Here is a 23,262-nt window from a genome sequence, read left to right as displayed (position 1 = left end):
AATACTCTACCCGACTAAATAAGCTCTATCAGCATTAACAGCCTCTCGCAAACCTCGGAAGCTGTCTTCTCATCCATTCTACCATACTCGCTTATTATTCTTGCGTCGTGACAAATTTCCACTAGATGGTCCTTTAAAAAGTGGTACTGCGAGAATGCTTTTCCGAGGAAGCCAAGATCCAGGTCTGTACCACCATTTTCAGGATCTATCAAGGCCAGGACGTCTGCCCCATCCTTTATTGCTTTATCCTCTTCCCATCGTTGTCTGGTAGATTTACCTTCCAGGCATCTTTTCGTTCGGTCCCAGGATGCTTTTAACTTGTAAATCAAGAGCAATGATCGTGTCGGTATGAGCACTTCAGCCTCACCGATTTTTTTCGCGACTGTAAGATCAGGTATATCAAGATGGCCAAAGCCCAAATTGACCCCTGTACCATAAAACTCCCAGGGGTCGGATGTGGTGACGAAATCGATTATAATCTCCCCTCTTTCAGTCCTTTTCTCCAGAAACTTAATCCCGTCTTCATCCCTGCGCTGATAGCCCCTTTCTTCCACTAGATACTGGCTAAGACTGTGTCTCAGATCGCTACCTGTCACAAGATCTATATCGATCGATCCGAGCCAGGGGTTGTATAGATATACGGCCCAGCCGCCGATGAGGCACAACTTTTGGGTCGGATGTCTGGTTAGTCTCTGCTTTACCCATACTCCTATTGCCTCAATCTCAGCTAGGGATAGGCGGATGATCTCCTGATCATCTCTACTGGGTCTCATGATACTCTGCCATCGCCTTAGTCAACTCAACGCTGCCATAGCCGATGCCGGCCAGGTCAAGAAGTGTTTGCTCGGGAGAGGTAACCGTGACCGATTCCAGTTCTGTCGCATCCGAAAAGACATCCCGGTCAGGGGTATAGATCTTTACTTTTAGTCCACCACCATAATTTCTAGCGAACATATCTTTGAAATGCGCCAGGTCGTCCTTTTTTAAATACATATAAGCCATGTCATGCCGGATGACCCTGCCTGTGTATAAGCCACCGGCGGTAAAGCTGTTAAAGGCGCATTTGATACCGTAATCTTTCAAGTTATGACTGATCTCCCGGGCAGCTGTATATGGTTTGTCGTAAACTACGGCTACTTCGGCGATTTTTAACGATTCCAAAGGTCTTTCCCATGCAATACCGTTAAACAGCTTGGTCTGATCAGTGATTCTGGCAGAATCGTACTCTTTTACCGCCAGTCCCTGATCCGCCAGACCGGTGATCACCGCGTGTGCCCAGCCATAGGAGACTCCCGTGCATTTCGAAACCTGCTTAATCGATGCAGGACCATGCCGCAACAAGTAGTAAATGACCTTCCATGACCCTCTCGTCGTCATTTTTACCTTTTGGGAAGAGCCAGAGCGCTCAAACACAGATAACTTAAGATCAAGCGGGGCCCTTACAGGGGTGATCCCGACTTTTTCGGCGATGTCCTCAACTTTACTGGACATCGTTTTATAAAGCAAGATAAACCGATCATTTTCACGGTAATTGTTATCTGCCTTGAGCAGTTCCTTGAAAAGGGCTAGCTGTGATACTTTGTTCAAGCCCGACTTAGGGGCAATTTCCACATAGTAACGTCGGCATCCGTCGTCAAGTATCAAATCGGGGCGGACAGGACCGGTATCCTCGCCGATCTCCTGCTCTACGATCATATTTGTATCGCTACGGAGCCCAAATTGATGTACCATGAAGTTACGAATTTCACGATAAACCTGATCTTCGTCTCTCATATCTTAGATATCAGTATTTACTGATAATATTAATACTTATCACTGATATATGTCATTATTAACTGATATCTTGAAGATTATCAGTGATATAGGTTGGTGGTTGCACATCATCTGCATCACAAAACAATTTGTGTATCATAAAACGCCATATCGTGATGCACAAAAAGATTATCAATGAGTTCAATACTACCTGAAACGAGACCTCTTCTCTCAATCAGGCCAGCGTCGCCTGCTTCCGGGTCCTTCTGGGGCCAGAGTTCTGGGGCTTTCCTGCTGCCTGATTCAAACGCTCTGCCCTGATGCGTTCTAAGAGTTTCTCGGCCGGCTCGTCGTTCGGGTTCTGGGGGACGAGCTTGCCGGAGAAAGCTTGACTTAAGATGGACTGGCGGAGGGTTTCTGAGTAGGAGAGGCTTTGGTCGATTGTTTTTTCTATGTCTTCCATGATCGGAAATTTCTTTTCGATTTCTCCAACGATAATTTCTTGCTCTGCCAGAGGTGGTAGCGGAATCAAAGTTGATTTTATTATCCCAAGGTTTAAATTCGGTTGAACACCACCCGACGCCAACTTTCTTAAATCTTCATAGTTCTTCTGGAAATATAATTTTATAAACGGCTTTAAAACTACTGTTTGATCATTAAAAATAATTGCAGCACAAGCTTGATTCGTTGCGGCCTCAATTAATAACTCAGACACTTTCCCTCTGGTTTTTCCTTCTCCGTACAAAGCAATAATTAAACTATTTTTCGGAAATATCTTCGCGTTTGTTTCTTTTATTGCAAGCTCCGTAATAAATTCGTCAGCTTTGGTTATGTATTGACTATTTACTGCACTACTTGTGATCCATGGGATAGTGCCATTTTCGTAATAATTTTTATTACTTCGAAGTGGTGTTGCACCGGTGCCGATATCTGCAATTTGATAGAGTAGAACACCTAACCATCCATTTGGCATTTCCAATGTGGATTCTAATTGATCACAAACCGTTTTTCCATCCGTACTTCTTGTTTTTTGAACATTACTAATGAATTCCGATATTGGTGCAATATACTCTTTACTCGATAAGCGCCATTTTTCCGTTAATTTACCATTAAACGCGCTTTCCAATACAGCCTGCCTATACTGTTTTATCTGTTCCTTCGCCTTCTTCAGCGCCTCCACGCCTGCGTCTAACTGCGTGAAAAGCTCCTCGATTTTGGCGACGATACGGTGCTGCTCGGCAAGGGGAGGTAGTGCTATTTCAAATGAGGCAATTTTCTTAAAGTCAACCCTTGGGTGATTCACGCCAGTTGCATTTTGATTTGCATATCTAACAAAATCTGGACAAAGCATCCTGTACTTTAAAAGTTTATTAGACAGAAATCGCTGTTCGTTGAAGACTAATATATCTGTTGAACATATTCCATCAATCTCTGTTACACATACTTTATTTAAGTATGGCCTTAATTTCCCATATAGTAGGTCGCCTTTGTGAAAAACGGTCTTTGTGCTAGTTACTTCTGTTGAATTTCCGAACGATAATAGTTTGCCAGTATCCTTTTCAATATGTTCTAGGCCGATATAAGGAATAGACTCTGTTTTTACTGGCTCGATTTTTTCTTTCGACGGTGAGATGATGTCCCCTAAATCAGTCGAACACCATCCTGTAGGTAGTTCATTTTTTTCTATCATGCAACCAGCACTTCATTCAACTCTTCCAGCATCCAGTTCAACTCCGACCCAAACACCCGATACGCCCTGACCGGCCCGCCCTTCTGATCAAACGGCGTCAACTCCAGATCCTCTACGCTTATCTCCAGCGACGCCCCAATATGCTCCTTGATCATATTAAGCCATTCCATCTGCTCCGCCGTGAACTTCCGGCCGAGCTTCTCCTGCTCCTCCACCCACTTCCTGAACCTTGAATCTACCGTCTCCGGGAACGGCTCAAGCACGTCGCTCTGGCCCTCGGTAAACCTCACAAGCGAGATAATGTTGGTCAGCAGCTTCTGGGCTCCCGCGCCTTTCACCTTAGACCTCTCCAGGATCTCGTAGGCCTGCCATACCCTCTCTGGCGTCAGGTTTCTCGGAGGCTTCTGGATGGCCTCGGCCAGGTCTTTGATGTCCTTGAAGGCTAAGTGCCGCTTCGCGTAGGGCTGGCTGTAGATGATCTGCAGCGCTGTCAGCTCGTCCTTGTTGGCCTCGATGAACTCCTTGAAAGAGGTCACTACTGCCCGGGCCTTTTCCTTGGCGCCGTCGTCGAAGCCGGCCGATATGAGATTATCGATGCTGCCCTCGTCGATGATCTGCTCGCTTCTGGTCTTGACCTCTACCAGCGTGTCCCTCAGGGCGGGCTTGTCGAAGGGCTTGCAGGCTTCATCTGTCAGAGCTTCTTTAGCTTTCTCCAACTGCTCCCGCGTCGGGCTGTCTGTCTTGAACATCTGCTTCGCCCTGGCTTCCTGTGAGTCGGCGTCTATGGCGTCGACGAGCTTGTTGATGATCGTTTTTAACTGAACGCCGCCGGAGACATTCTCGATCTCCTTTCTTTCTTTTTCACCGATCTCCCTGTCGAGCCTCGTCAGCCTGGAGATCAGCGATGTAATGGTATCCTCGTCCCTCTTGCCTACGGCGATCGAGTACAGTAAATCCTTGAATGCTACGCTCTTCTTTCTCTCCAGCGGGCGGGAGTCGGTCTTGTCCCGCTCGCAGACGCCTACGGCGTCGACGATCACGAAGTGTGTCTTGTGGTGGGCGTCGCTGGAGACGGCCTTCAAGTCCGTGGGCGAGATGGTCCGGGTGCCACGGCCCTTCATCTGTTCGAAGTAGACGCCGGAGCGCACGTTGCGCATGAAGATGAGGCACTCTAAGGGCTTGATGTCGGTGCCGGTGGAGATCATGTCTACGGTGACCGCTATCCTGGGATAATACGAGTTCCTGAAGCTCTGGAGCAGCTCTTCCGGCTTCTCCCCGGTCGTCCTGTATGTGATCTTCTTGCAGAACTCGTTGCCGGCGGCGAACTCTTCCCGGATGATGTTGACGATGTCCTCGGCGTGGGAGTCGTCCTTGGCGAAGACGAGTGTCTTGGGCACTTCCTTCCTGCCGGGGAATATTTCTGTGAACAGCCTGTCTCTGAACGTCCTGATGACAGTGCGGATCTGGTCCGGGGCGACCACGTCACGGTCGAGCCTGTTGGGGTCGTAGACCAGTTCCTCGTCCAGCATCTCATGCCGCTTCTGCCTTGTGAGCTTGCTGCGCTTGTCCACGTACTCGCCGGCCTCGATCTTGCTTCCCTTCTCCGTTATTTCCGTCTTGATCCGGTAGACCTCGTAGCCCACGTTGACGCCGTCGGCAACTGCCCGCTCGTGGTTGTACTCCATGACCAGATTTTTGTTGAAGAAGCCGATCGTCTGCTTGGAGGGCGTGGCTGTCAGGCCGACGATGAACGCGTCGAAATAGAGAAGCGCCTGCCGCCAGACGTGATATATGGAGCGGTGGCACTCGTCCACTACGATGAAGTCGAACTCCTCGATCGGGATGTTTGGGTTATAGGCCACCTCTTTAGGTCGCTCGTCGGTAACGCCCGTGTCGAACCCGGAGCGCTCTTCGTTGCCCTCCTCGAACTCTGCCTCCCCCCGGAGCATTGAGTATAAGCGCTGTATTGTAGTGATGCAGACCTTGCTGACGGGATCGATGCTGTTCGAGGTCAGGTGCTGCACATTGTAAAGATCGGTAAACTTGCGCCCGTCGTCCGGCGTAGTGTACTGCTGGAACTCCCTCAGCGTTTGCCTGCCCAGGTTGCTCCGGTCCACCAGGAACAAGATCTTTTTTGCGTGGGCATGCTTGATGAGCCTGTAGATGAAGCTGACTGAAGTGAAGGTCTTGCCGCTGCCCGTGGCCATCTGGATCAGCGCCCTCGGCCTGGATTCTGCGAAGGATTTTTCCAGCTTCGTGATTGCCTCTGTCTGGCAGTCCCGGAGACCCTCAGTCCGCAATGGTGGTAAGTTCTTCAACCTCGACCTGAGTGTCTCTTCGTCCGACAGCCACTCCCTGATAGTCTCAGGCCTGTGGAATGCGAAAATGCTTCTGGACCGGGCGTCCGGGTCCCTCATATCCCGGAAGTAGGTCTCGACGCCAGTCGACTCGTAAGCGAAGGGCGGATTCTTCACCTGCCCGATGCACTTGGGGATGCCGTTCAGGTACTTCTGCGTCTGCTCTGCTACGCCACTCAGTGTCGTCCCTTCGGGCTTCGCCTCGATAACACCGACCGCTTTCCGGTCAACGAAGAGCAGGTAGTCTGCCTCGCCGTTATCGAGGGTAAACTCTCTCACGGCAATGCCCGGCCCGGCCCCGAGGTCCAGCTTGTCATGGTCCTGGACCTTCCACCCTGCGGCCTCCAGCAGCCTGTCGATATTCTTCCGCGCCTCTCGCTCCGGCTCCATCCCGATTACCAACACCAAGATTCTATCTACTGCTCTTTGTTACGAGCCATTAATAGTCCGGAAAAAGATATTTAAAATGTTATACTTTAAGTCTTCGCTATTACACTTTAATTCATCATAATGAAAAAATACTTGGTTTATTAGCGGTCGGCGAGGGGTTTTCTGGCATAGCCCCGAGCGTTAGCGAGGGGTGCGGAGGCCGCGGGGTAATGGACGACTGCCCACGACAGTCGTCGCCTACGAAGTGGCGTCGCTTAGGACTTGCGAAGCAATGTGGACCGGCGGCAGCGTAGCGCCTGCCGGGTTTTCGTTGCGAGGGTGCGATCTTCGAGCCGAAGGGCTTGGCACCCCTCCCACCAGCCCCGACGGCGGAGCACCGGAAAATCCCGAGGAGCATGTGCGGCGAAGCAAGTACGTGCGTCGACCCGCGGAGGGCTTTAGTATTATTGGGTTTTCTGCTGACAAATCTTCTGCGTCTTTTAAAAAGTTTTATCCGTGACAACCCCCTATCTCTAAACTATGAACGAGCTACGCCGGGACTATTTTACCGATCGCCGGGTGATCGTCGCCACGGAGCGGGCAAAGCGGCCGACCGATTTCGTCAGGCCCGGAACGCCGGAACAGCCCCAGAACCTCGAGTCCTGTCCCTTCTGCGAGGGCCACGAGCACCTCACCCCTCCCAGCAAGGCGACATACTTCTTCGAGAACGACATTCTCAAACACGAGCCCGACGTCGAAGGCCAGGCCCGCCGCTCCTCGTGGGCCGCCCGCATCATCCCCAACCTGTTCCCGGCGACGCAGGCCCGGCCCCCCGAAGTCCACTCAGACCAGCTTATGACCGCCTCCGGAGTTCACGAGGTGCTGGTCGAGTCGCCCGACCACTATAAGCAGCCGCAGGCTATGTCGGACGACGAGATCAAGTTGCTTTTCAAGGTCTACAGGGACCGGTTCGAGGACATCTCGAAGCTGCCCTATATCAAATATATCTCGGAGTTCCGCAACTACGGCAAGGATGCCGGGGCCTCCCTCGCACACCCCCACTCACAGATCATCGCCGTCCCGGTCGTGCCCCGGGTCATCAAAGAGCAGTACGGCTTTGACTACTCCGAGGTCATCGCCCGGGAGGAACACTCAGCCCGCCTGGTGCAGGCGTCGAAACACGCGGTCGCTTTTACCCCCTATGCCTCGGCATACTCTTACGAGACCTGGATCTTCCCTCGCCGGCACTGCAAGAACATCCTGGAGCTGACCGACGAAGAGCGGGACGACCTCGCCGTCGTGACCAGAGACCTGCTCAAGCGCGTCAAAGCCCTGCTCGCTGACCCGCCCTACAACTACGGCTTCATCCAGTCGCTCTCAGACCCGCTGCACATGCACCTCAGGATATACCCCAAGCTCGGCATCGAGGCTGGCTTCGAGCTCAACACCGGGATCAACATCAACTCCGTGCCGCCGGAAGAGGCGGCAAAGAGCCTGCACGACGTGACCTTGTGAAACTAATAATCCGCTAATGTGGGAGGCTTTTTACCACAGAGGCTCACATAGCGACTGGTTACCACAGAGACACAGAGATGCACAGAGGTTCACAGAGTACTATTTACCACAGAGTCCACAGAGGCACAGAGACGCACAGAGGCTTTCTTTATTATTCGTTATAAGGCCATCCTTCTATCAAAAAACTCTGTGCATCTCTGTGTCTCTGTGGTTGACCGTTTCTCTGTGCGTCTCTGTGGACTCTGTGGTAAAACCGTACTCTGTGCGTCTCTGTGGTTAATAGTAAATTCTGCCGGCATCAGCCGGCCTGAGGCCGCTTTATTCAGGCCCTGCCTGCGGAAAAAATCGCTGGTATCCTCCCCTGTGTTTTTTATTTTGCCCAGATTTTATTGAGATGGTGAGTGCACTCACATTAGTGAGTGTACTCACGTCATATAGACGACGGTGCCCGGGGAGCGCTTTCGGCGTCGAGGCCGGCCGCCTTACTTGATCAGTTGGGATTACGATGACGAGGCTTTGCATTGGATTTGAGGTCCACCAGCCGTACCGGCTGAACTCGGGATTCCGGCCGGGGAACTACGGCGGGAAAAGCCCTGAGGAGGCTTACTTTAGCGGCATCAACAGGGAGATCCTTGAGCGGGTCTGCCGGAAGTGCTATAATCCCGCCACTGCGCTGGTGCTGGAGCTGCTGGATCAGGGCTTCAAGTGCGCGTTCAGCCTTTCGGGGACGCTGGTAGAGCAGCTTGAGAAATGGGAGCCGGACACGCTGGGGCTGTTCGAGGAGGTCGCCCGGCACCGGAACGCCGAAATGTTGTGCCAGACGTATTACCACAGCGTGGCCAGCCTGTTCGACGACCCCTCTGAATTTGAGGAGCAGGTGAGGCTGCACAGGCAGTTAATGAGAGACGCGTTCGGCGTCACGCCTGCAGTGATGGAGAACACTGAGTTCCTCTTCAACAACGCCATAGCAGAGTCGGCAAAGCGTCTCGGCTTCAAGGCGATCTACTCCGAGGGCGTGGAGCGGCTGCTGGGCTGGCGAAGCCCGAACTACGTGTACTCCTGTCGGGGCATAAATCTGCTATTGAGAAATTATCAGCTGTCGGACGACATCGCGTTCCGCTTTACTAACAGGCAGTGGCCGGAGTGGCCGCTGACGGCGGACAAGTACGCGTCCTGGCTGGCGGCGACGCCAGGGGATTACGTGAACGTCTTCATCGACTACGAGACGTTCGGGGAGCACCAGTGGGAGGACACAGGCATCTTCGAGTTCCTCCGGTGGCTGCCCCGGGAGTGTAAAGCCCGTGGTGTCGAGTTCTGGAAGCCCTCGGAGATCGCCTCTTTGCCGGCGGCGGAGGCGCTGAACGTCGAGGAGACGGTGTCCTGGGCGGACGTGGAGAAGGACATCTCGGCGTGGCTGGGCAACACGATGCAGCACATGGCGATCAAGGAGGTCCAGAGGGGCGAGGCTTTCGCCAGCGATAAAAAGACCTGGCGGCTCCTGCAGACCAGCGATCACTTCTATTATATGGCCTCCAAGTTCGGGTCGTGCGGGGACGTGCACTCGTACTTCAGCCCGGAGGCCTGCACCAACATCGAGGCGTTCGACATGTACATGCGGGTGCTCTCCGATTTCGAGCTGCGGGCGGCGCAGAAGATGAAGCCGAAGCAGGTGGCGATGGAGCTGAGGTGCCTGCCTCCCGAGCAGGCTTTCAGGTTCCGCACTCCCCGGGCGTACACGGGCTTTTCAGCTTATAGCCTGGACGATTTCGCCGACCTGCTGAACTTCGTGCCTGAGGACTCGCTGCAGTACCACCTGAGCCGGGACGACTACTCTTCCTGGATCAGGGACGTGCTGAACGATCCGGGGCTGGCCGAGGACGTGTCGAAGTGCGGGAACCGCATTGAGCTTTTAGAGGTGACAGACCGGAGGAGAAAGGAACTGTGGAGCCGCCTGAAGGGGGCAGGACCGGCGGAGCGGCGGAGGGAGGAAGTGTGGAGTCGCTCAAGATAGCCTTCTTCTGCTGGGAGTCCATCTACTCAGAGCGCATCGGAGGGCTCTCCCCGGGAGCCACCTACCTCGCAGAATCTCTCGCGGCTAAGGGCCATGAGGTCCATTTCTTCACCCGTGGCAGCGCGGACCGGACGATCAAAGGAGTCCAGTACCACTACGTGCAGCCCTTCGCCAACAACATCGTGGACTATTCGAAGAGCATGAGCGACCTGATGGTCCGGCGGTTCCGGGACTTCGACGCCCCGGCTTTCGACATCCTGCACTTTCACGACTGGCACGTGACCGAGGCGCTGCACCAGCTCAAAGACCGGACCACTATCTTCACCTTTCACTCCACCGAGTACGGCCGGGCGGGGAACCAGATCGGCCAGTGGTGGGAAGCGAAGGAGATCTCCGGCAAAGAGTGGTACGCCGCGCTCACCGCCAGGCGCATCACCGCTGTTTCCCACGTCCTCAAGAACGAGATCATGTGGCTGTATAACATACCTTTCGAGAAGATCGACGTGGTGAGCAACGGCATCTACCCGGAGGTCTACGAGGCGATAATCGACCCCGGCCGGGTGAAAGAGGCCTACGGTATTCATCCTTACGCGCCGCTGGTGCTGTTCGTAGGCCGGATGGAGTACCAGAAAGGCCCCGACCTGCTGGCCAGAGCGGTTCCGCTGGTCTTGAGGCACAGGTGGGATGCCAGGTTCATCATGGCCGGCCAGGGCACGATGAAGTATGAACTGCAGCAGATGCTCGCCGGCCTTCCGGTCCAGTTCCCCGGCTACATCCCGGACTCCGAGTACGTGCGGCTGTTGAACGCGTCGGACGCGGTGGTGATCCCCAGCAGAAACGAGCCCTTCGGCCTGGTTTTACTCGAAGCGTGGAGCGCCAGAAGGTGCCCGGTCGTCGCTGACGTGGGCGGCCTTTCGGAGAACGTCACCAACTTTACCGACGGCGTGAAAGTGTACCTGGATCCCGCCTCCATCGCCTGGGGTATCAACTACGTGCTGAGCGATCCTTCCCGCGCCGCCGCATATGGCAGGAACGGCCGGAGAAAGGTCGAGCGCCACTTCCTGTGGAGCGTCGTAGCCGGCAAAATGCTGGACGTCTACCGGAAAGCACTGCAATAGAGGCGGTTAGCGTTCCATGAAAATCTGGGTCAGGGAGGTGTTGAGAGGTCGGAGGGGAGGTCGGAGAGGCTCACGAAGTTCAGAGAGAACGTTCAAGCTGGGAGGTCAGGGAGGCCATTGAGTTCAGAGAGGAGGTTATGTGAGTACCCGGAGGTCAGAGAGAAATAACTTAAAAAATCCTCCCCAACCTTTCCACACTCCCAATCCTCCTCTCAGACCTCGCTACCCTCTCGAACCTCCCAGCTTGAAAATCCTCCCCCGCCTCCCGGTAACTCCCCGACCTCCAGGAGTTTTTCATCGGCTTAAATAGAAAAACCAGTTTTCATGAGGCGAGTGCTGCGTCAATTGTTCACCGCTGTCAGGCGCTAAGGTCGAAATCCCGTACTGTCGGGCCGTCAAGAGTATGCTGGCCGGGCATCTCCTGGATCAGCGGCTCCTCCCCGGTTTCCAGGTACAGGGTCACCGTTGCCGTGAATGGCACGCCCTCATAGACGTCGTCGATACTGTAGTTCCCCGACATGTCGATCAGCCCGCCGGTAGAGGCAGCGCCGACGGTGAGCGGCGCGTACTTCTGCTCCTGTGAGTAGTTGAGCCTGACCACGCCACCGTATGCGGTCCCGTCTGCCAGCGCTCTCCTCTCCATGGACGGCGGCTGCCCGTTCAATGTGACCCGGCCGTACATCTGCGTCTTCTCCGCCTCGTTTGACCTGTCCGGCGTCGGGAAGAGGCCCGCGATACCGGTGCGGGCTGTAGTTGTCTCACTGTCGCTATCACCCGGCAGCGAACCAGTATCCTGGTGCCCGATCCACCAGGCTGCGGTGCCCACGAGCGCCACGATGAACACGGTGGCTACTACAGTGAGCACTATCTCGATCTTCTTCTCTTCCATCTTAACCCCCCGAATATGCTGGAATTATATATAACAGAGAAAGTTTGCCTTGCATTTATAGCTTATGTTCAGGCACGTGAAACTATTGTAAAAAGAGGGGCGGCCGTGAGGCCGCTGTGGCTTAAAGAAGCTCTTTCAGCTTCCCGGCTATGATCTCCGATACGTCCACTATGCCGGACTCGTTGTTGATCGTGTTGGTGGAAACGATTTCTTCCATGCCCGTCCGGTACAATCCGGTCAGCGAGTCTATATCGCTGAGCACGGCGTGAGTGCAGGCCACGTTGACCTGTCCGGCTCCCTGGGCCTTCAGCGACTTGATCACGTCCTTGATTGTGCCGCCGGTGCTCACGATGTCGTCGATGATCAGCACGTCCCTGCCTTTGACTGCCATGCTCCGGGGCCGGTGCTCGATCTCCCTGGCCGAAAGCCTGTGCTTCTCCAGCACGTCGTAATCTGTGCCCAGCACCCTGGCCGCCGCTGCTGCCCACCGCTCGGACTCGGAGTCAGGCCCCACGACCAGCGGCGTGGTCAGGCCTTTGCCCGCCCTGGCCGCCAGCAGCTCGACGGCGCTGACCTCGTGGATTTTGATGCGGCTGAAGCTGGCCAGCTCTTCGATGCCGAGGCGGTGCAGGTGCATGTCGACGCCGACTATATCATTTACGCCGGCGAAGTCCAGCATCTTGAGCATGGTCCTGATGGCGACGGCTTCGCCTTTGACGTGCCGGGCATCCTGCCTCATGTAGCCGACGTACGGGATCACGGCGATCACCCGCTCCGCGCCCAGCTCTTTCAGCAGGTCGACTGTCAGCATCATCTCGACCAGCATGTCGTTCGGGTGGGGGTGCATGGTCTGGACGTAGACGACGGTCTGAGCCGGCGTATAGTCGCCCTCCACCACGTGAATCTCGCCGTCCGGAAACTTCTCGATGCTGGGGAAGTGGGCTTTAGTGCCCATCCGTCTGGCAATGCTTTTGGCGAGCCCGGGCACGGACGAGCCGGCGATAATGTCTGATGTCATGTCAATTGCTCCTTCATTGATAGTTGGGCGGGCTGGTTTAAAATCATTGTCGACATTCGGCCCGCGCCCGATAGAAACGGAGGACTTATTTTATTATTTAAAGCGGATAAATATGCTGATGGCATGAGAATAGGCTTTTTCGTCTGGGAATACCCCCCGAGGCTGATCGGCGGGCTGGGTACGTATGCGGAGTACATCACCCGGGACCTGGTGAAGATGGGCCAGGACGTGGTGGTGTTCACCCTGAACCCCGGACAGCTCAAGACCAGCGAAGTCATCCACGGGGTAGAGGTCCACCGGCCTCTCAACGTGGACGCGTCGAGCGTGCTGAGGCTGTTCGTGGGCAACGAACTCCAGTCGTGGGGTGACCAGCTCAGGTTTTTCAGCTCGATCTTCACCAACGACATCCTGTGCACCTCCAAGTTCGTGAACAGCCTGATCCGCAAGGACGGGGTCCACTTCGACATGGTATGCGTCCACGACTGGCTCGGGGGCATGGCGGCGTCCATCGTCAAGTCAGAGACCGACCTGCCGGTGGTCTTCCACGTCCATTCTACTGAGTGGGGGAGAAGCAAGGGCATGGGAAGCAAAGTGGTCAACGACATCGAGTACCAGACCTCCGTCGTGGCCGATCGCATCATCACCGTCAGCTACGCCATGAAGGAGGACCTCGTCAACCACGGGTGGCCGGGGGAGAAGATCTTCGTCGTCTGGAACGGAGTAGACCCTGAAGTCTACAGCCCCGGAGCAGTGAGCAAAGCGGAGGTCAGGGCGCTCCGCGGCAGGTACGGCATCAAGGACGATGAGTCGATGATCCTGTTCGTGGGCCGGCTGAACTGGGTGAAGGGGATCATCAACCTGGTCCAGGCAATGCCTGCCATAGTGAAAGAATACCCTAAGGCGAAGCTGGTCATCCTCGGCACCGGGGACGAGGAGGCGAACATCCGCAACCTGATCAAGCGGCTCGGCATCGAGAAGAACGTGATCTGCCGGTTCGAGTTCGTGCCCGAGCACGAGCGGATAGTCCACTACGCCGCCTGCGACCTCGGCGCTTTTCCCTCGGTCTACGAGCCGTTCGGCATCGTCAGCCTCGAAGCCATGGCGCTGGAGAAGCCCATCCTCGTCGGCGCCCGGGGCGTCTCCGGGCTGCGAGAGCAGGTGGTCATCAGTGAGCCCGGCCAGACCGGCATACACGTGGACGGCGGCAGCCCCTCCGACATCGCCTGGGGCCTCCGCCAGATCCTCTCCAGTCCCGTAAAAGCAAAGCAGTGGGGCCGCAATGCCCGGCAGCGGGTCATCGACTACTTCACGTGGGAGAAGGCCGCCCGGCAGACCATGGACGTATACGAAGGCCTGGTAGAGTCATACCATCGCGGCAGAAGGAAGTGACTGAGCAGATGAGCAAAGCATCTCGCAGCAAAAAGAGGCCGGCTGTGCCCGCAAGATCAGGGAAACCCGGGCCGGAGAGGGCTATTGCAGAGGCCCTCTTCAGCCCTAAGGACAAAAAACCCTACTATTTTAACGGCAAGCCTTTACTAAATTTACAGGAGCTTGTCGACTACCTCGTGGCCTTCACCGGCGAGGAAGGCCTGTGGGTCGCCTCGTGGCTGGAGTATCTGGGAGACCGAGAGGTGGCAGAGCGGATCAGGGAGAACCCCATAGACTTCAAACATATAGTGCGAGAGCGATACGATGAGCTGAAAGCCGTCGTGGAAAGCGCTCCTACACCGACCTAATGAGGGATATAGGATCCCCATCGTAGTACGGCTGTAATTCACCACAGAGGCACAGAGATACACAGAGACGCACAGAGGCTTAATTATTGAGGGATTACTACCTCATTATTTATAGAAAAATCTCTGTGCCCTCTGTGCCTCTGTGGTGAGCCGTTCTCTGTGTTTCTCTGTGCCTCTGTGGTAAACCGTTCTCTGTGAACCTCTGTGGTCAGCAGTACGCCCCGCAATCTGTTGTAAATATCTGTTCTCCTTCCCGGTAAACGTTATAATGGTTGCAGGCGAACAGTATGATTAATGTACGCAGGTTCGCTCGCCGATCCCCGTGGTGACATCGGGCAGGAAATCGTCTACGCCAGAGACGCTGGCTTCGACTACGTCGAGATCAGCATGGAAGGGCCGAACAGCACCATAGAGAAGCTCAGCCCCGGTGCGCCCGGCCTGAAGAAGCTCAAGGATGAGTATGGGCTGTTCTACACCTGCCACACTCCCTGGGGCTGGAACATCGGCAACCCGTACCCTAAGATCCGGGAGGCCACAGTACGGCAGGTGCTCGAAGTGATCGAGTTCGCCGAAGCCGTCGAGGCAAGGCTGGTCACCGTCCACATGCACACCCGGTTCGGCCTGTACGACCGGCGAGAGCTAATCAGGAACATGGCCTCCTCGCTCACCGTTTTATGCGACCGGGCGGAGAAGAGCGGGCTCGCGATCACAGTGGAAAACGTCGACCAGGCACCCGAAGACTTCAAAAAGCTGTTCGAACTCGAGCCCCGGGCCAGGTTCCACCTCGACATCGGCCACGCCAACATCTCATGCACGGGCTGCAACAACATCGTCGCCTTCATCGAGGCCTTCAAAGACCGCTTATACCACGTACACGCCCACGACAACAAAGGCGGCCACAACGTCGAAGCCGACCTACACCTGGCGCTGGGCATGGGCAACATCGACTGGCCCCGGGTAGTCAGAGCGCTAAAAGCGGCCGGGTACAAACACACCGTCACCTTCGAAGTCTTCACCCACAACCGGCAGTACCTTGAGATCAGCAAAGACCTGTTCAGAGATTTATGGGAAAACGTTTGAACCGAAGTTCGAACCACTATAACTGGAGACTTTTCACCACAGAGACGCACAGAGAAACGGTTTACCACAGAGGCACAGAGAAACACAGAGATTTTTCTTTAAATAACTGGCCATCAATCTCTTATTGAATAAGTCTCTGTGCACTCTGTGCACTCTGTGGTAACTATTACTCTGTGAGTCTCTGTGTACTCTGTGGTGAGAAATAGAGCGCCGTCCGCTGCGGTTATTTCATAGGCGCTTTAGGTATGACGATCACGCCTTCATCATCCCCCAGCTCTTCGGCCAGCCCTTCGTCGTATAGCTTCGCTACCAGCGCAGCCGCGCAGGCGTCTCGCTCATGCTCTGTTCTGGGCGAAGCCCCGAAGTCTGCGTGGCCGAGGATGCGCATGCTGGTTCTGGGGTGGACTTCTATAAGCCGGTATCCTTCGGCCTCCAGGATTTTTCTGAGGGCGACGCCTCTGAGGGTGAGCTGTTTCATGAAGGAGAAGCCGGGCGGGAAGACCCTGTGCCCCCGGCTGATGAGCATGCGGTCGCATTCTCTGATCTTGCGAGTGCCGCAGCAGGCGTCGTCGAAGCAGCACCGGCCCCGGGGAAGGGTGAGGGGAGCGTCGAAGGCGATCACCGCAGGATTAGCGTCCCGGATGTACTGTAGAATCTCCTCGTCGGACCTCAGGGTGGTACAGCTGTACTCGCCGTCAGAAAGGGTGCAGGCGCCCGTCTGGTTTTTGGGGAGCGCCGCGAGGTCTACGCCCACGTAGCCGCTAGTAGACGAAGGACCGCAGGTTTTTCTGGTATTCCTGCGGGGAGTAGTACTCGCCATTTTCGCCCCAGACTACCTTGAACTTGACTATCATGAAGTCCACATCCTGGTGTTCGTCGGTCACCAGCCAGACCTGCCTCTGCTCTCCCCGGGCGAAGTCGCCGACGTCGAAGATCTGGTAGTGGATGTTGCTGCCGCCGTTGTCCCGGATGGTCAGGATGATGTTGACGTTCTTCACGTCCTTGCTGTCGTGGTTCCAGACGAACATGGTGAAGTTTTCGTACTGGCCGTTGATGCCCCTCTCGGCGGTGAAAACCTTAGTGTCCACCGGGGCGATGATCAGCTCCACGGCTTCGCTGGCCCGGGAGTTCGTCACCACTACCTGGGGAGCGTGGGTAGCTGCTGAGTTTGGTGCCGGGGTGGGGGTTGGAGTGGGGGATACCGGGCCGTAGATCACGTACGGGGTCGGGCTCGGCTTGCTCAGCGGATTGACGATGTCCGTGCAGCCGCCCGCCGAAACAGATAGCGCCGCAATTCCCAGAACCAGTGCGATTATCAGTGCTTTTTTCAGTATATAGCCCCCGTCTATATAGGGAAACCACGCCTGAGATATAAACATTACGTAGAAACAAGGTATCGATTCGCTGCCATTCGGTATTGTGTAAGACGCTTGCAGGCAAAGTGATCCGGGTCCGGTGACGATAATAGTTGTCGACACAAGGTACGATCCAGTGTCGAAAGTCAGGAAAACTTTTCCGGAAAAGGTTTTCCCGGCACCCTTTCCAAAACTTACCGACACGTATAATATCTTACAGCGGCGAGTATTACAGTACGAGATACAGGGGATTTTATGACCGAGATCAAGAACCGCGCCAGCTTCGGTATCGCTGACCTTGACAACGCTCTCGACGGGGGCATCCCGAGAGGCTCGCTGATCCTGCTGGAAGAGGACACGGGCGCCAGGTCGGGCATCCTGCAGACCAAGTTCGTCGCGGAGGGCCTGCTGAATAACGAGTACTGTTACCTGTTCAACATGGAGCACCCGCCCCAGGCGATCATCAACTCTCTGAGCACCTTCGGGCTGGAGCCGGAGGAGCACATCACCAACGGGCAGCTGATCGTCATCGATGGTTTCACCGATGCCTTTGGGTGGGGAGAGTTCGTCTCCAAGTGGAAGTACGTGTGCCACGACCTGTCCAACATCAACGAGGTCAGGGACGCGGTCAAGCAGGCGACGGCCGAGGTCGAGCCGTACAACAACCTGCGCGGCATCGTGGACTCGCTGACGACGCTGCTGCTGTCGAGCGACTCCGAGCGGGCCATCCTGCACTACATCCACCACCAGATGGCCACCCAGAAGAACAACGGCACCACTTCTCTGTTTACGATTCACATGGGAGCGCATAGGCCCGAGCTGGTCAAGGCGCTGGAGCACATCGTGGACGGGGTAATCTGGGTTTCCAAGGTGGACATGGAGGACAATCCCCGGGACGTGCTGCAGATCCGCAAGCTCCGGGATTCTCACTATTCGCCCCGCATGTACTACTTCAACGTGGATGACCACGACGCAACCTTAGAGGAGATGCACCCGGGCAGAAAGTAGCCGGGGCATCTGTACTTCTTTTAACGAATTCCGGGGCCTACAGATCTTCAGGCAGGCCGTGATGACGGAAATTTTGAGAGGTATCCTGCGGTAGCTGCACACCGTTCCCATCGATGGCATGCCCTTCAAAGTATCCCTTGACGAGCTGCCGGCGGGCACCCGGCAACCACCGCCAAGGATGCTGCATAGGCCTCGGAGCAGACGGCGGCTGACTATTTGTTATATCGCTCCCGTAAGGTGTTTTTATGTTGACTGCCCTGACATTTTTTCATTTTCTCGTCCGTATGAGAATTACTATGCCGAGGAGAACCGTGACAATAAATACGGCCATACCTGCAAGGCCAAGGTTCAAATCTGGCTGTGACTGACTACTTCCATCGTTACTGTCTACAGATAGTTTATCCTCAGTCACGGGGAGTTCCGTAGTATTAGAATCCTGTGAATCGACTGTGCCTTTGATTACTATCAAAGGCTTGACGACAGTTTCTGATCTTTCACCGTTACCGACAGCGCCGAAAATGTTCTTTCCCCATCCATATACCGTCCCATCATCTGACAGTGCAAGCATATACGAAGCTCCTGCCTTGACCGATACTATATTGTTTAAACCAGGTACTATCACGGGCCGGATACTATCCCGGCCGAATTTCAGCCCGTTGCCAAAGCGGCCCTCCTGGTTCTCACCCCATACCCAGAGCGTACCATCATCTTTCACGGCCAGCGAGTTCCGGGCACCTGCAGAGACTGAGGTGACGTTGTACAGGCCACCCGTTTTCCCGGGGACAAGCCTCTCGCTGCCTAAGTTTGATACGGGCAACATCATGCTTAAGGTGTCTTCCGCAGGATCTCCGAGCTGACCCTGCCCATTGTTACCCCATGTCCACACGGATCCATCGCTTTTCAAAGCTATCGAAGTGCCGTATTCCCCGGTATCTATCGCAGATACGTTATTGATGGATATCCTGACTGGCAGGCTCCTGATCTCTTTAGTCCCGTCCCCGATCTGACCGTATTCGTTTATGCCCCAGGCCCATACGGTGCCGTCACCTGTAATGGCTTTAGAGCCCATGTAGCCTGCAGAAATTTCTTTGACGCCGGACAGTCCTGGGACTTGTACCGGTGTCAATTCGTCATGGCCGACATTATCGTTACCAATCTGCCCGAAAAGATTACACCCCCAGGCCCATACGGTCCCGTCTCTCTTCAGCGCCAGGTTGTGGCAATCGCCTGCGGAAATGGCAACCACCTCGCTCAGGCACTGTACTTGAACCGCTTTCGAACTGTCGACTCTCGTCCCGTCTCCTAGCTGGCCGTATTCGTTGTCACCAATCGCCCACACGGTTCCGTCGTCCTTGAGGAACAACGCGTTAAAAACGCCTGCAGAAGCCGCAGTTATGTTAGTGATGTCGACTAAGACCGGTTCATCAGACCGGAACGTGCCATCCCTGGTATCGCCCCACATGAACACCGTACCATTGTCATTCAGGGCGACAGAAACATCCGCTTGTGCATCGATCGACACCACCTTTGAAAATGCCGTGGCAGGCATCAGGATGACGAATGCAGATAGCAATACTGTGATGCATAGTATTTTTCCGATAACACAAAGATATGTCTTACTCATGGTCTTACACCTCGTCTGATCTGGAGAAGATGATGCAATTTAACGCTACGATGGCGATGATCTCCAGCAGCATGAATAAAATATACGGGGCTGCAGCGCTGAGCCAGACATAGTACGGCACCGTCGTATCGATAAGCAGCTTAGCTTTGTCGACGTGAAAAATCGTAAAATACAGCTCGTGCGGGCTCAGTATCTTAAACGACCCCAGGTACCTGGTCAGGCTCCCTTCCCATTCGACGAATAAGAACGTTATCGTAACGGCAACTCCCTCGAGCAAATTTTTACACGCCAGCCCGAACAGCATGGTGATCCCGGACACCAGAGCACACTCCATCGAAAGTATCGCGATCAACGATACAGCCCTGATCAATAATTCGTCCATCAAGCCGGGTATCCCGTTGAATAGCATATGCATTAATAACGAGCCTGCCAGAGTGACAGTGATTAGAATAATCGAAAATAGGTTGATGCCGACGAATTTTCCAATCAGGACGTCTCGGCGATATACCGGTTTGGAGAGTAATACGTTCAAAGCGTGCGAATTTTTATCGTCAAGCACTGATAATACACCAAAAAACATGGCGGTGATGGCGCAAAATAACGATGTGTAATAAAATACGTCTCCGATAGCAATGCGTATAAACACATCCCCTTCTCCTGGCTGGCTTACCCATGCTTGATCAAAAAATTGGCTTCCGTAACCAGTTAAAAAAATGTTAACAATAAATATTATGTATATAATGATCACAAATGGGCTCTTATATATCCTGCCAAGCTCGTTGAGGGCTATTTTTGCTATGATGCCCGTTACATTTTGATTGCCCGTCATACTATATCCCTCCTCATAAATACCATGTAGCATACTATGACCGATAAAAAGAGGTAAAGGCATAGCCTGATGACGTAACTGCTCAACGATCCGATAACATCACAGACGCCGTAAATCGGGCTGAAAATGTTACTGTTATTAATTATTAAGCCTATAACTCCTTTCGGTGATAACAGGACGATGAAGTATTCAATTGCATCCATGTTTACTGGCATAATTGAATTTATTATGTGAGATATGGTTTGAGTTACGTTAACACCGACTATGAAATCGAACATCTCAACTATCAATGTGGATATGATTAACGCAATCGCCTGTTTGTCTACGATGATCGCGACGGTCATCGAAAGCGTGACAAAGATGAGATCGTAGATCAGCGACAGCAGGTAGACAAAAGCGATCTTTGCCGCGAAGTCGAGGATGAAGGTAGAGATATATTCCCCGGAAAGCATGAGCAGCCCCGATACGTATATGAGCAGGGCGAACCCGAAAACGAGAGACATAAAGCAGCAGGCCCCGAGGAGCTTTCCGTTTATGATCGTGTCTCTGTACAGCGGCTTGACGATTAGAGTATTTAGGGCGTGATTTTTCTTTTCGTTAGCTATGCTGGAGAACCCGATGATAACGGAGAAAAAGCTGCCGTAAAGCGTCAGCGTGCACATGGCTGAAAGAACGGAACTACTGAACTCTATGTTTTTTATCAGGCCGCTCGAAAGGGCATGATGATATTCGTACAGGTTTACGCCGACGTAAAGTAGCAACACCGCAGCGCCCAGCAGTACAATTTTACTGTTGATAAGGTCAACGCACTCTTTTTTTGCGATACTACCCAAGTTGCTCACGTTTAGCCTCCGAAAAAAGAAAAAAGAAAAAATATTAAGATCTGGTCATACGCTGCGCTGTGTTGAAGTCGGTACCCTTCCAGTACGGGTTATCGTCTTTATACAGGTGGTTGTTGTTTAACGTATCAGTGTATCCCGAGTAGGGCATATTCACTGCACCGGAATACATAGACACCGTACTACTTACACCGTAATACGCTGGCAATGTGCCTGAAGATTCGAAGGAGCCGCCACCTGCACATCCAGAACTCCACTGGCATTTGTAAAACAGTGGAGCGGAGTAGTCATTCTTCCATTCGTTTCCCCACGACAGGGTTACGCCGTTGCTGACGGAGATCGTCTGACTGATGGTACTTCTCCACTGCGGACTGTTGAAGTCGTTTGCTCTTGATTTTTCTATTCCGTCATTACTACTCCAGGAGTATGCAAACGCGTTTCCGCTTGCAATCACCGAAAGTAATAATGCTGATATGATCACTAATGGTAGTTTGTACTTAAGCATTGAATTCCTCCTTTGGGGGTATTCAGTCTTTTGTCTCGGATGGCTTACGCCTGCCAGGCCGATATTGGACCTCTGTCTGGCGGCCTGAGCCTTCCGGCCTATTCGTAGCATCTCAAATGCACTCACATCGCTTTTATGTCTCTTTAATCCCCTCCTTTTGATGTGCAACTCTCGTGGCAAGCATTACATCATGCGCTCGGGTTGCATGTACTTGTTATGGCTTCTCTGGTATTTATATCGGGGAGGGCAGATACTTTTGCAATTGTTAAAAGCCGTAAAATCGTATGCCGTCGTTTTCCTCCAAGGGCTGAAAATGCCGCTTTTAAAATAATTATTTAATCGTTAACGTTTTGTGACATAAATTATATGGCTACCTACTTTTATACACCAAACTGATGCCAATGGGTGAAGAAAGCGATTATGAGGACTACTGCCAGATCATGTATGCAATGCGAAAGAGCGTCGTTCGTATGAAAATTCTCGTCTACCTGTTCGTCTGCGGCGAGCCCCGCAATATTCAGCAGATCACGAATGTAGTAGGCACGTGGCCCTCCCATGTCAGGGGGGCTATGTGGGGCATGGGAAAGCGGTATAATGCTGAGAGCTCGCTGCTTGCCAGAGGCCTGGTCGCCCGGCTGTCCGGAGATATTAATTCTAATGTCACGACCTATACTTTAACTGAAAAGGGCAGGGCCTATGTCCTCCTTATATGTACCACACCTGAGTTTAACCGGAGTGTAAGAGCGATTATCGAGCAGTTCACCTGACTGCTGACAGAAGAGCTAATATCCCGGGGGAACAACTTTATACAAGGTCAATGTTCATGAAGGTTATTTTCCTCGGGACCAACGGCTGGTACGACAACGAGACCGGCAACACCGTCTGCGTGCTGATCGACGCCCCGGAGGGCTACATCCTCCTTGACGCGGGCAACGGCATCCACAAGCTGGACCGGTACATGACCGAGGATAAGCCCGCCTATCTTTTTCTGAGCCACTTCCACCTCGACCACATCGGGGGCCTGCACACCATCGTCCGGCTAAATTTCCCCCGGGGCCTGCAAATCTTCGGCCAGGAGGGCACCCGGAAGATTCTCGGCGATGTCCTGCGGCAGCCGTACTCGGTGCCGATCGACGGCATGCCCTTCAAAGTCGATATCCGGGAGCTCCCCGAAGACCTTGCGGCAGTGCCTTTCCTCGAGGACTTCAGGCCGCTGGTGCACGTTTCCCCGTGCACGGGCTTCCGGTTCCGGCTCGGGGGCAAGGTCATCACATACTGCACGGACACCGGATTGTGCGACAACCTGATCGAATTGGGCAGGGATGCAGACATTCTCATCACAGAGTGCTCGGCACTCTCCGGCCAGCAGCGTTCCTCCTGGCCCCACCTGGCGCCGGAGGACGCGGTCGTCGTCTCGAAGAAGTCGGGGGCAAAAAGGGTGGTGCTGGTGCACTTCAACGCCTCGCTCTACCCGACGGCGGAGAGCCGGCGGCAGGTGCAGGCCTTCGTCGGCCGGGAGGCGGACAACGTCACGATCAGCCATGACGACATGATCATCGAGCTGTAG

Annotated in this window: 21 protein-coding genes; 9 read left to right on the top strand and 12 right to left on the bottom strand. The window is 54.0% G+C overall.

Annotation, left to right across the window (positions count from 1 at the left end; genetic code table 11):
• Positions 1-14: 14 nt before the first annotated feature.
• The 4 genes from RCI_RS08120 to RCI_RS08105 all read right to left on the bottom strand — a co-directional run bounded on the left by RCI_RS08120 (position 15) and on the right by RCI_RS08105 (position 6,189).
• Entirely contained in the window at positions 15-773 is a 759-nt protein-coding gene (locus RCI_RS08120; RefSeq protein ID WP_048198282.1) for a hypothetical protein, read from the bottom strand.
• Positions 760-1,773, bottom strand: a complete 1,014-nt coding sequence (locus RCI_RS08115) for a MarR family transcriptional regulator (RefSeq protein WP_012035941.1) — start codon at positions 1,771-1,773, stop codon at positions 760-762. Before RCI_RS08115 ends, RCI_RS08120 begins: the two co-directional genes overlap by 14 nt.
• Positions 1,774-1,987: 214 nt before the next feature.
• Complete coding sequence (locus RCI_RS08110; protein WP_012035940.1) at positions 1,988-3,442, bottom strand: restriction endonuclease subunit S; 1,455 nt, start codon at positions 3,440-3,442, stop codon at positions 1,988-1,990.
• Positions 3,439-6,189, bottom strand: coding sequence for a type I restriction endonuclease subunit R (locus RCI_RS08105; protein ID WP_048198281.1), 2,751 nt, complete (start codon positions 6,187-6,189; stop codon positions 3,439-3,441). Before RCI_RS08105 ends, RCI_RS08110 begins: the two co-directional genes overlap by 4 nt.
• 519 nt (positions 6,190-6,708) lie before the next feature.
• Here RCI_RS08105 and RCI_RS08100 point away from each other — a divergent pair.
• The 3 genes from RCI_RS08100 (at position 6,709) to RCI_RS08090 (ending at position 10,812) form a co-directional block, all read left to right on the top strand.
• Positions 6,709-7,683, top strand: a complete 975-nt coding sequence (locus RCI_RS08100; RefSeq protein WP_012035937.1) for a galactose-1-phosphate uridylyltransferase — start codon at positions 6,709-6,711, stop codon at positions 7,681-7,683.
• Between the two features lie 505 nt (positions 7,684-8,188).
• Positions 8,189-9,694, top strand: a complete 1,506-nt coding sequence (locus RCI_RS08095; protein ID WP_012035936.1) for a glycoside hydrolase family 57 protein — start codon at positions 8,189-8,191, stop codon at positions 9,692-9,694.
• Positions 9,676-10,812, top strand: a complete 1,137-nt coding sequence (locus RCI_RS08090) for a glycosyltransferase family 4 protein (RefSeq protein WP_012035935.1) — start codon at positions 9,676-9,678, stop codon at positions 10,810-10,812. The genes RCI_RS08095 and RCI_RS08090 overlap by 19 nt, the downstream gene beginning before the upstream one ends.
• A gap of 358 nt (positions 10,813-11,170) precedes the next feature.
• Here RCI_RS08090 and RCI_RS08085 read toward each other — a convergent pair whose 3' ends face one another.
• Both RCI_RS08085 and RCI_RS08080 read right to left on the bottom strand, forming a co-directional pair.
• On the bottom strand, positions 11,171-11,701 hold the full coding sequence (locus RCI_RS08085; RefSeq protein ID WP_012035934.1) for a hypothetical protein: 531 nt from the start codon (positions 11,699-11,701) through the stop codon (positions 11,171-11,173).
• A 121-nt stretch (positions 11,702-11,822) separates the two neighbouring features.
• The gene (locus tag RCI_RS08080; RefSeq protein ID WP_012035933.1) at positions 11,823-12,719 is read right to left on the bottom strand and encodes a ribose-phosphate diphosphokinase; all 897 of its coding nucleotides are present in this window, start codon (positions 12,717-12,719) and stop codon (positions 11,823-11,825) included.
• A 123-nt stretch (positions 12,720-12,842) separates the two neighbouring features.
• On the opposite strand from RCI_RS08080, the gene RCI_RS08075 reads away from it, so the two are divergent.
• From RCI_RS08075 to RCI_RS08065, 3 genes are all read left to right on the top strand, one after another.
• Positions 12,843-14,108 (top strand): glycosyltransferase family 4 protein, encoded by a 1,266-nt coding sequence (locus tag RCI_RS08075; RefSeq protein WP_012035932.1) that lies wholly within the window; start codon positions 12,843-12,845, stop codon positions 14,106-14,108.
• Positions 14,109-14,116: 8 nt separating this feature from the next.
• Positions 14,117-14,455 carry a hypothetical protein gene (locus RCI_RS08070; RefSeq protein WP_231844808.1) on the top strand — a complete coding sequence of 113 codons (339 nt, stop codon included), beginning with the start codon at positions 14,117-14,119 and terminating at the stop codon, positions 14,453-14,455.
• A 294-nt stretch (positions 14,456-14,749) separates the two neighbouring features.
• A complete protein-coding gene (locus RCI_RS08065; protein ID WP_012035930.1) occupies positions 14,750-15,535 on the top strand; it encodes a sugar phosphate isomerase/epimerase family protein in 786 nt (261 codons plus the stop codon).
• A 223-nt stretch (positions 15,536-15,758) separates the two neighbouring features.
• Here RCI_RS08065 and RCI_RS08060 read toward each other — a convergent pair whose 3' ends face one another.
• On the bottom strand, positions 15,759-16,355 hold the full coding sequence (locus tag RCI_RS08060; protein WP_081477309.1) for a DUF429 domain-containing protein: 597 nt from the start codon (positions 16,353-16,355) through the stop codon (positions 15,759-15,761).
• Positions 16,297-17,094, bottom strand: a complete 798-nt coding sequence (locus RCI_RS08055; RefSeq protein WP_012035928.1) for a hypothetical protein — start codon at positions 17,092-17,094, stop codon at positions 16,297-16,299. The genes RCI_RS08060 and RCI_RS08055 overlap by 59 nt, the downstream gene beginning before the upstream one ends.
• A gap of 51 nt (positions 17,095-17,145) precedes the next feature.
• Here RCI_RS08055 and RCI_RS08050 point away from each other — a divergent pair, with 51 nt between their 5' ends.
• Entirely contained in the window at positions 17,146-17,898 is a 753-nt protein-coding gene (locus RCI_RS08050) for an RAD55 family ATPase (protein WP_012035927.1), read from the top strand.
• Positions 17,899-18,166: 268 nt separating this feature from the next.
• On the opposite strand, the gene RCI_RS08045 is transcribed toward RCI_RS08050, so the two are convergent.
• Genes RCI_RS08045 through RCI_RS16680 form a run of 4 tightly spaced genes read right to left on the bottom strand, consistent with a single transcriptional unit; the run spans position 18,167 to position 21,695 of the window.
• Positions 18,167-19,522, bottom strand: a complete 1,356-nt coding sequence (locus RCI_RS08045; RefSeq protein WP_012035926.1) for an RCC1 domain-containing protein — start codon at positions 19,520-19,522, stop codon at positions 18,167-18,169.
• 4 nt (positions 19,523-19,526) lie between these two features.
• Positions 19,527-20,351, bottom strand: a complete 825-nt coding sequence (locus RCI_RS08040) for an ABC transporter permease (protein WP_012035925.1) — start codon at positions 20,349-20,351, stop codon at positions 19,527-19,529.
• Positions 20,348-21,193: an ABC transporter permease gene (locus RCI_RS08035; protein ID WP_012035924.1), complete on the bottom strand. Its 846-nt coding sequence runs from the start codon at positions 21,191-21,193 to the stop codon at positions 20,348-20,350. The genes RCI_RS08040 and RCI_RS08035 overlap by 4 nt, the downstream gene beginning before the upstream one ends.
• A gap of 34 nt (positions 21,194-21,227) precedes the next feature.
• Positions 21,228-21,695, bottom strand: a complete 468-nt coding sequence (locus tag RCI_RS16680) for a hypothetical protein (RefSeq protein WP_148266574.1) — start codon at positions 21,693-21,695, stop codon at positions 21,228-21,230.
• Between the two features lie 395 nt (positions 21,696-22,090).
• Here RCI_RS16680 and RCI_RS08025 point away from each other — a divergent pair, with 395 nt between their 5' ends.
• Positions 22,091-22,462, top strand: coding sequence for a helix-turn-helix domain-containing protein (locus RCI_RS08025; RefSeq protein ID WP_081477306.1), 372 nt, complete (start codon positions 22,091-22,093; stop codon positions 22,460-22,462).
• A gap of 50 nt (positions 22,463-22,512) precedes the next feature.
• Positions 22,513-23,262: an MBL fold metallo-hydrolase gene (locus RCI_RS08020; RefSeq protein WP_231844807.1), complete on the top strand. Its 750-nt coding sequence runs from the start codon at positions 22,513-22,515 to the stop codon at positions 23,260-23,262.

It is taken from the genome of Methanocella arvoryzae MRE50, assembly GCF_000063445.1.
In the GTDB taxonomy this organism is placed as follows: Archaea; Halobacteriota; Methanocellia; order Methanocellales; family Methanocellaceae; genus Methanocella_A; species Methanocella_A arvoryzae.
Note: the sequence above shows the minus strand (reverse complement) of the source record. Positions and strands in the feature narration are given on the sequence as shown.

Bases quoted from the DNA above. Each gene is read 5' to 3' on its own strand.
- RCI_RS08120 (WP_048198282.1), bottom strand. From the start codon at position 773: ATGAGACCCAGTAGAGATGATCAGGAGATCATCCGCCTATCCCTAGCT.
- RCI_RS08115 (WP_012035941.1), bottom strand. From the start codon at position 1,773: ATGAGAGACGAAGATCAGGTTTATCGTGAAATTCGTAACTTCATGGTA.
- RCI_RS08110 (WP_012035940.1), bottom strand. From the start codon at position 3,442: ATGATAGAAAAAAATGAACTACCTACAGGATGGTGTTCGACTGATTTA.
- RCI_RS08105 (WP_048198281.1), bottom strand. From the start codon at position 6,189: ATGGAGCCGGAGCGAGAGGCGCGGAAGAATATCGACAGGCTGCTGGAG.
- RCI_RS08100 (WP_012035937.1), top strand. From the start codon at position 6,709: ATGAACGAGCTACGCCGGGACTATTTTACCGATCGCCGGGTGATCGTC.
- RCI_RS08095 (WP_012035936.1), top strand. From the start codon at position 8,189: ATGACGAGGCTTTGCATTGGATTTGAGGTCCACCAGCCGTACCGGCTG.
- RCI_RS08085 (WP_012035934.1), bottom strand. From the start codon at position 11,701: ATGGAAGAGAAGAAGATCGAGATAGTGCTCACTGTAGTAGCCACCGTG.
- RCI_RS08080 (WP_012035933.1), bottom strand. From the start codon at position 12,719: ATGACATCAGACATTATCGCCGGCTCGTCCGTGCCCGGGCTCGCCAAA.
- RCI_RS08075 (WP_012035932.1), top strand. From the start codon at position 12,843: ATGAGAATAGGCTTTTTCGTCTGGGAATACCCCCCGAGGCTGATCGGC.
- RCI_RS08070 (WP_231844808.1), top strand. From the start codon at position 14,117: ATGAGCAAAGCATCTCGCAGCAAAAAGAGGCCGGCTGTGCCCGCAAGA.
- RCI_RS08065 (WP_012035930.1), top strand. From the start codon at position 14,750: ATGTACGCAGGTTCGCTCGCCGATCCCCGTGGTGACATCGGGCAGGAA.
- RCI_RS08060 (WP_081477309.1), bottom strand. From the start codon at position 16,355: ATGGCGAGTACTACTCCCCGCAGGAATACCAGAAAAACCTGCGGTCCT.
- RCI_RS08050 (WP_012035927.1), top strand. From the start codon at position 17,146: ATGACCGAGATCAAGAACCGCGCCAGCTTCGGTATCGCTGACCTTGAC.
- RCI_RS08045 (WP_012035926.1), bottom strand. From the start codon at position 19,522: ATGAGTAAGACATATCTTTGTGTTATCGGAAAAATACTATGCATCACA.
- RCI_RS08040 (WP_012035925.1), bottom strand. From the start codon at position 20,351: ATGACGGGCAATCAAAATGTAACGGGCATCATAGCAAAAATAGCCCTC.
- RCI_RS16680 (WP_148266574.1), bottom strand. From the start codon at position 21,695: ATGCTTAAGTACAAACTACCATTAGTGATCATATCAGCATTATTACTT.
- RCI_RS08025 (WP_081477306.1), top strand. From the start codon at position 22,091: ATGCCAATGGGTGAAGAAAGCGATTATGAGGACTACTGCCAGATCATG.
- RCI_RS08020 (WP_231844807.1), top strand. From the start codon at position 22,513: ATGTTCATGAAGGTTATTTTCCTCGGGACCAACGGCTGGTACGACAAC.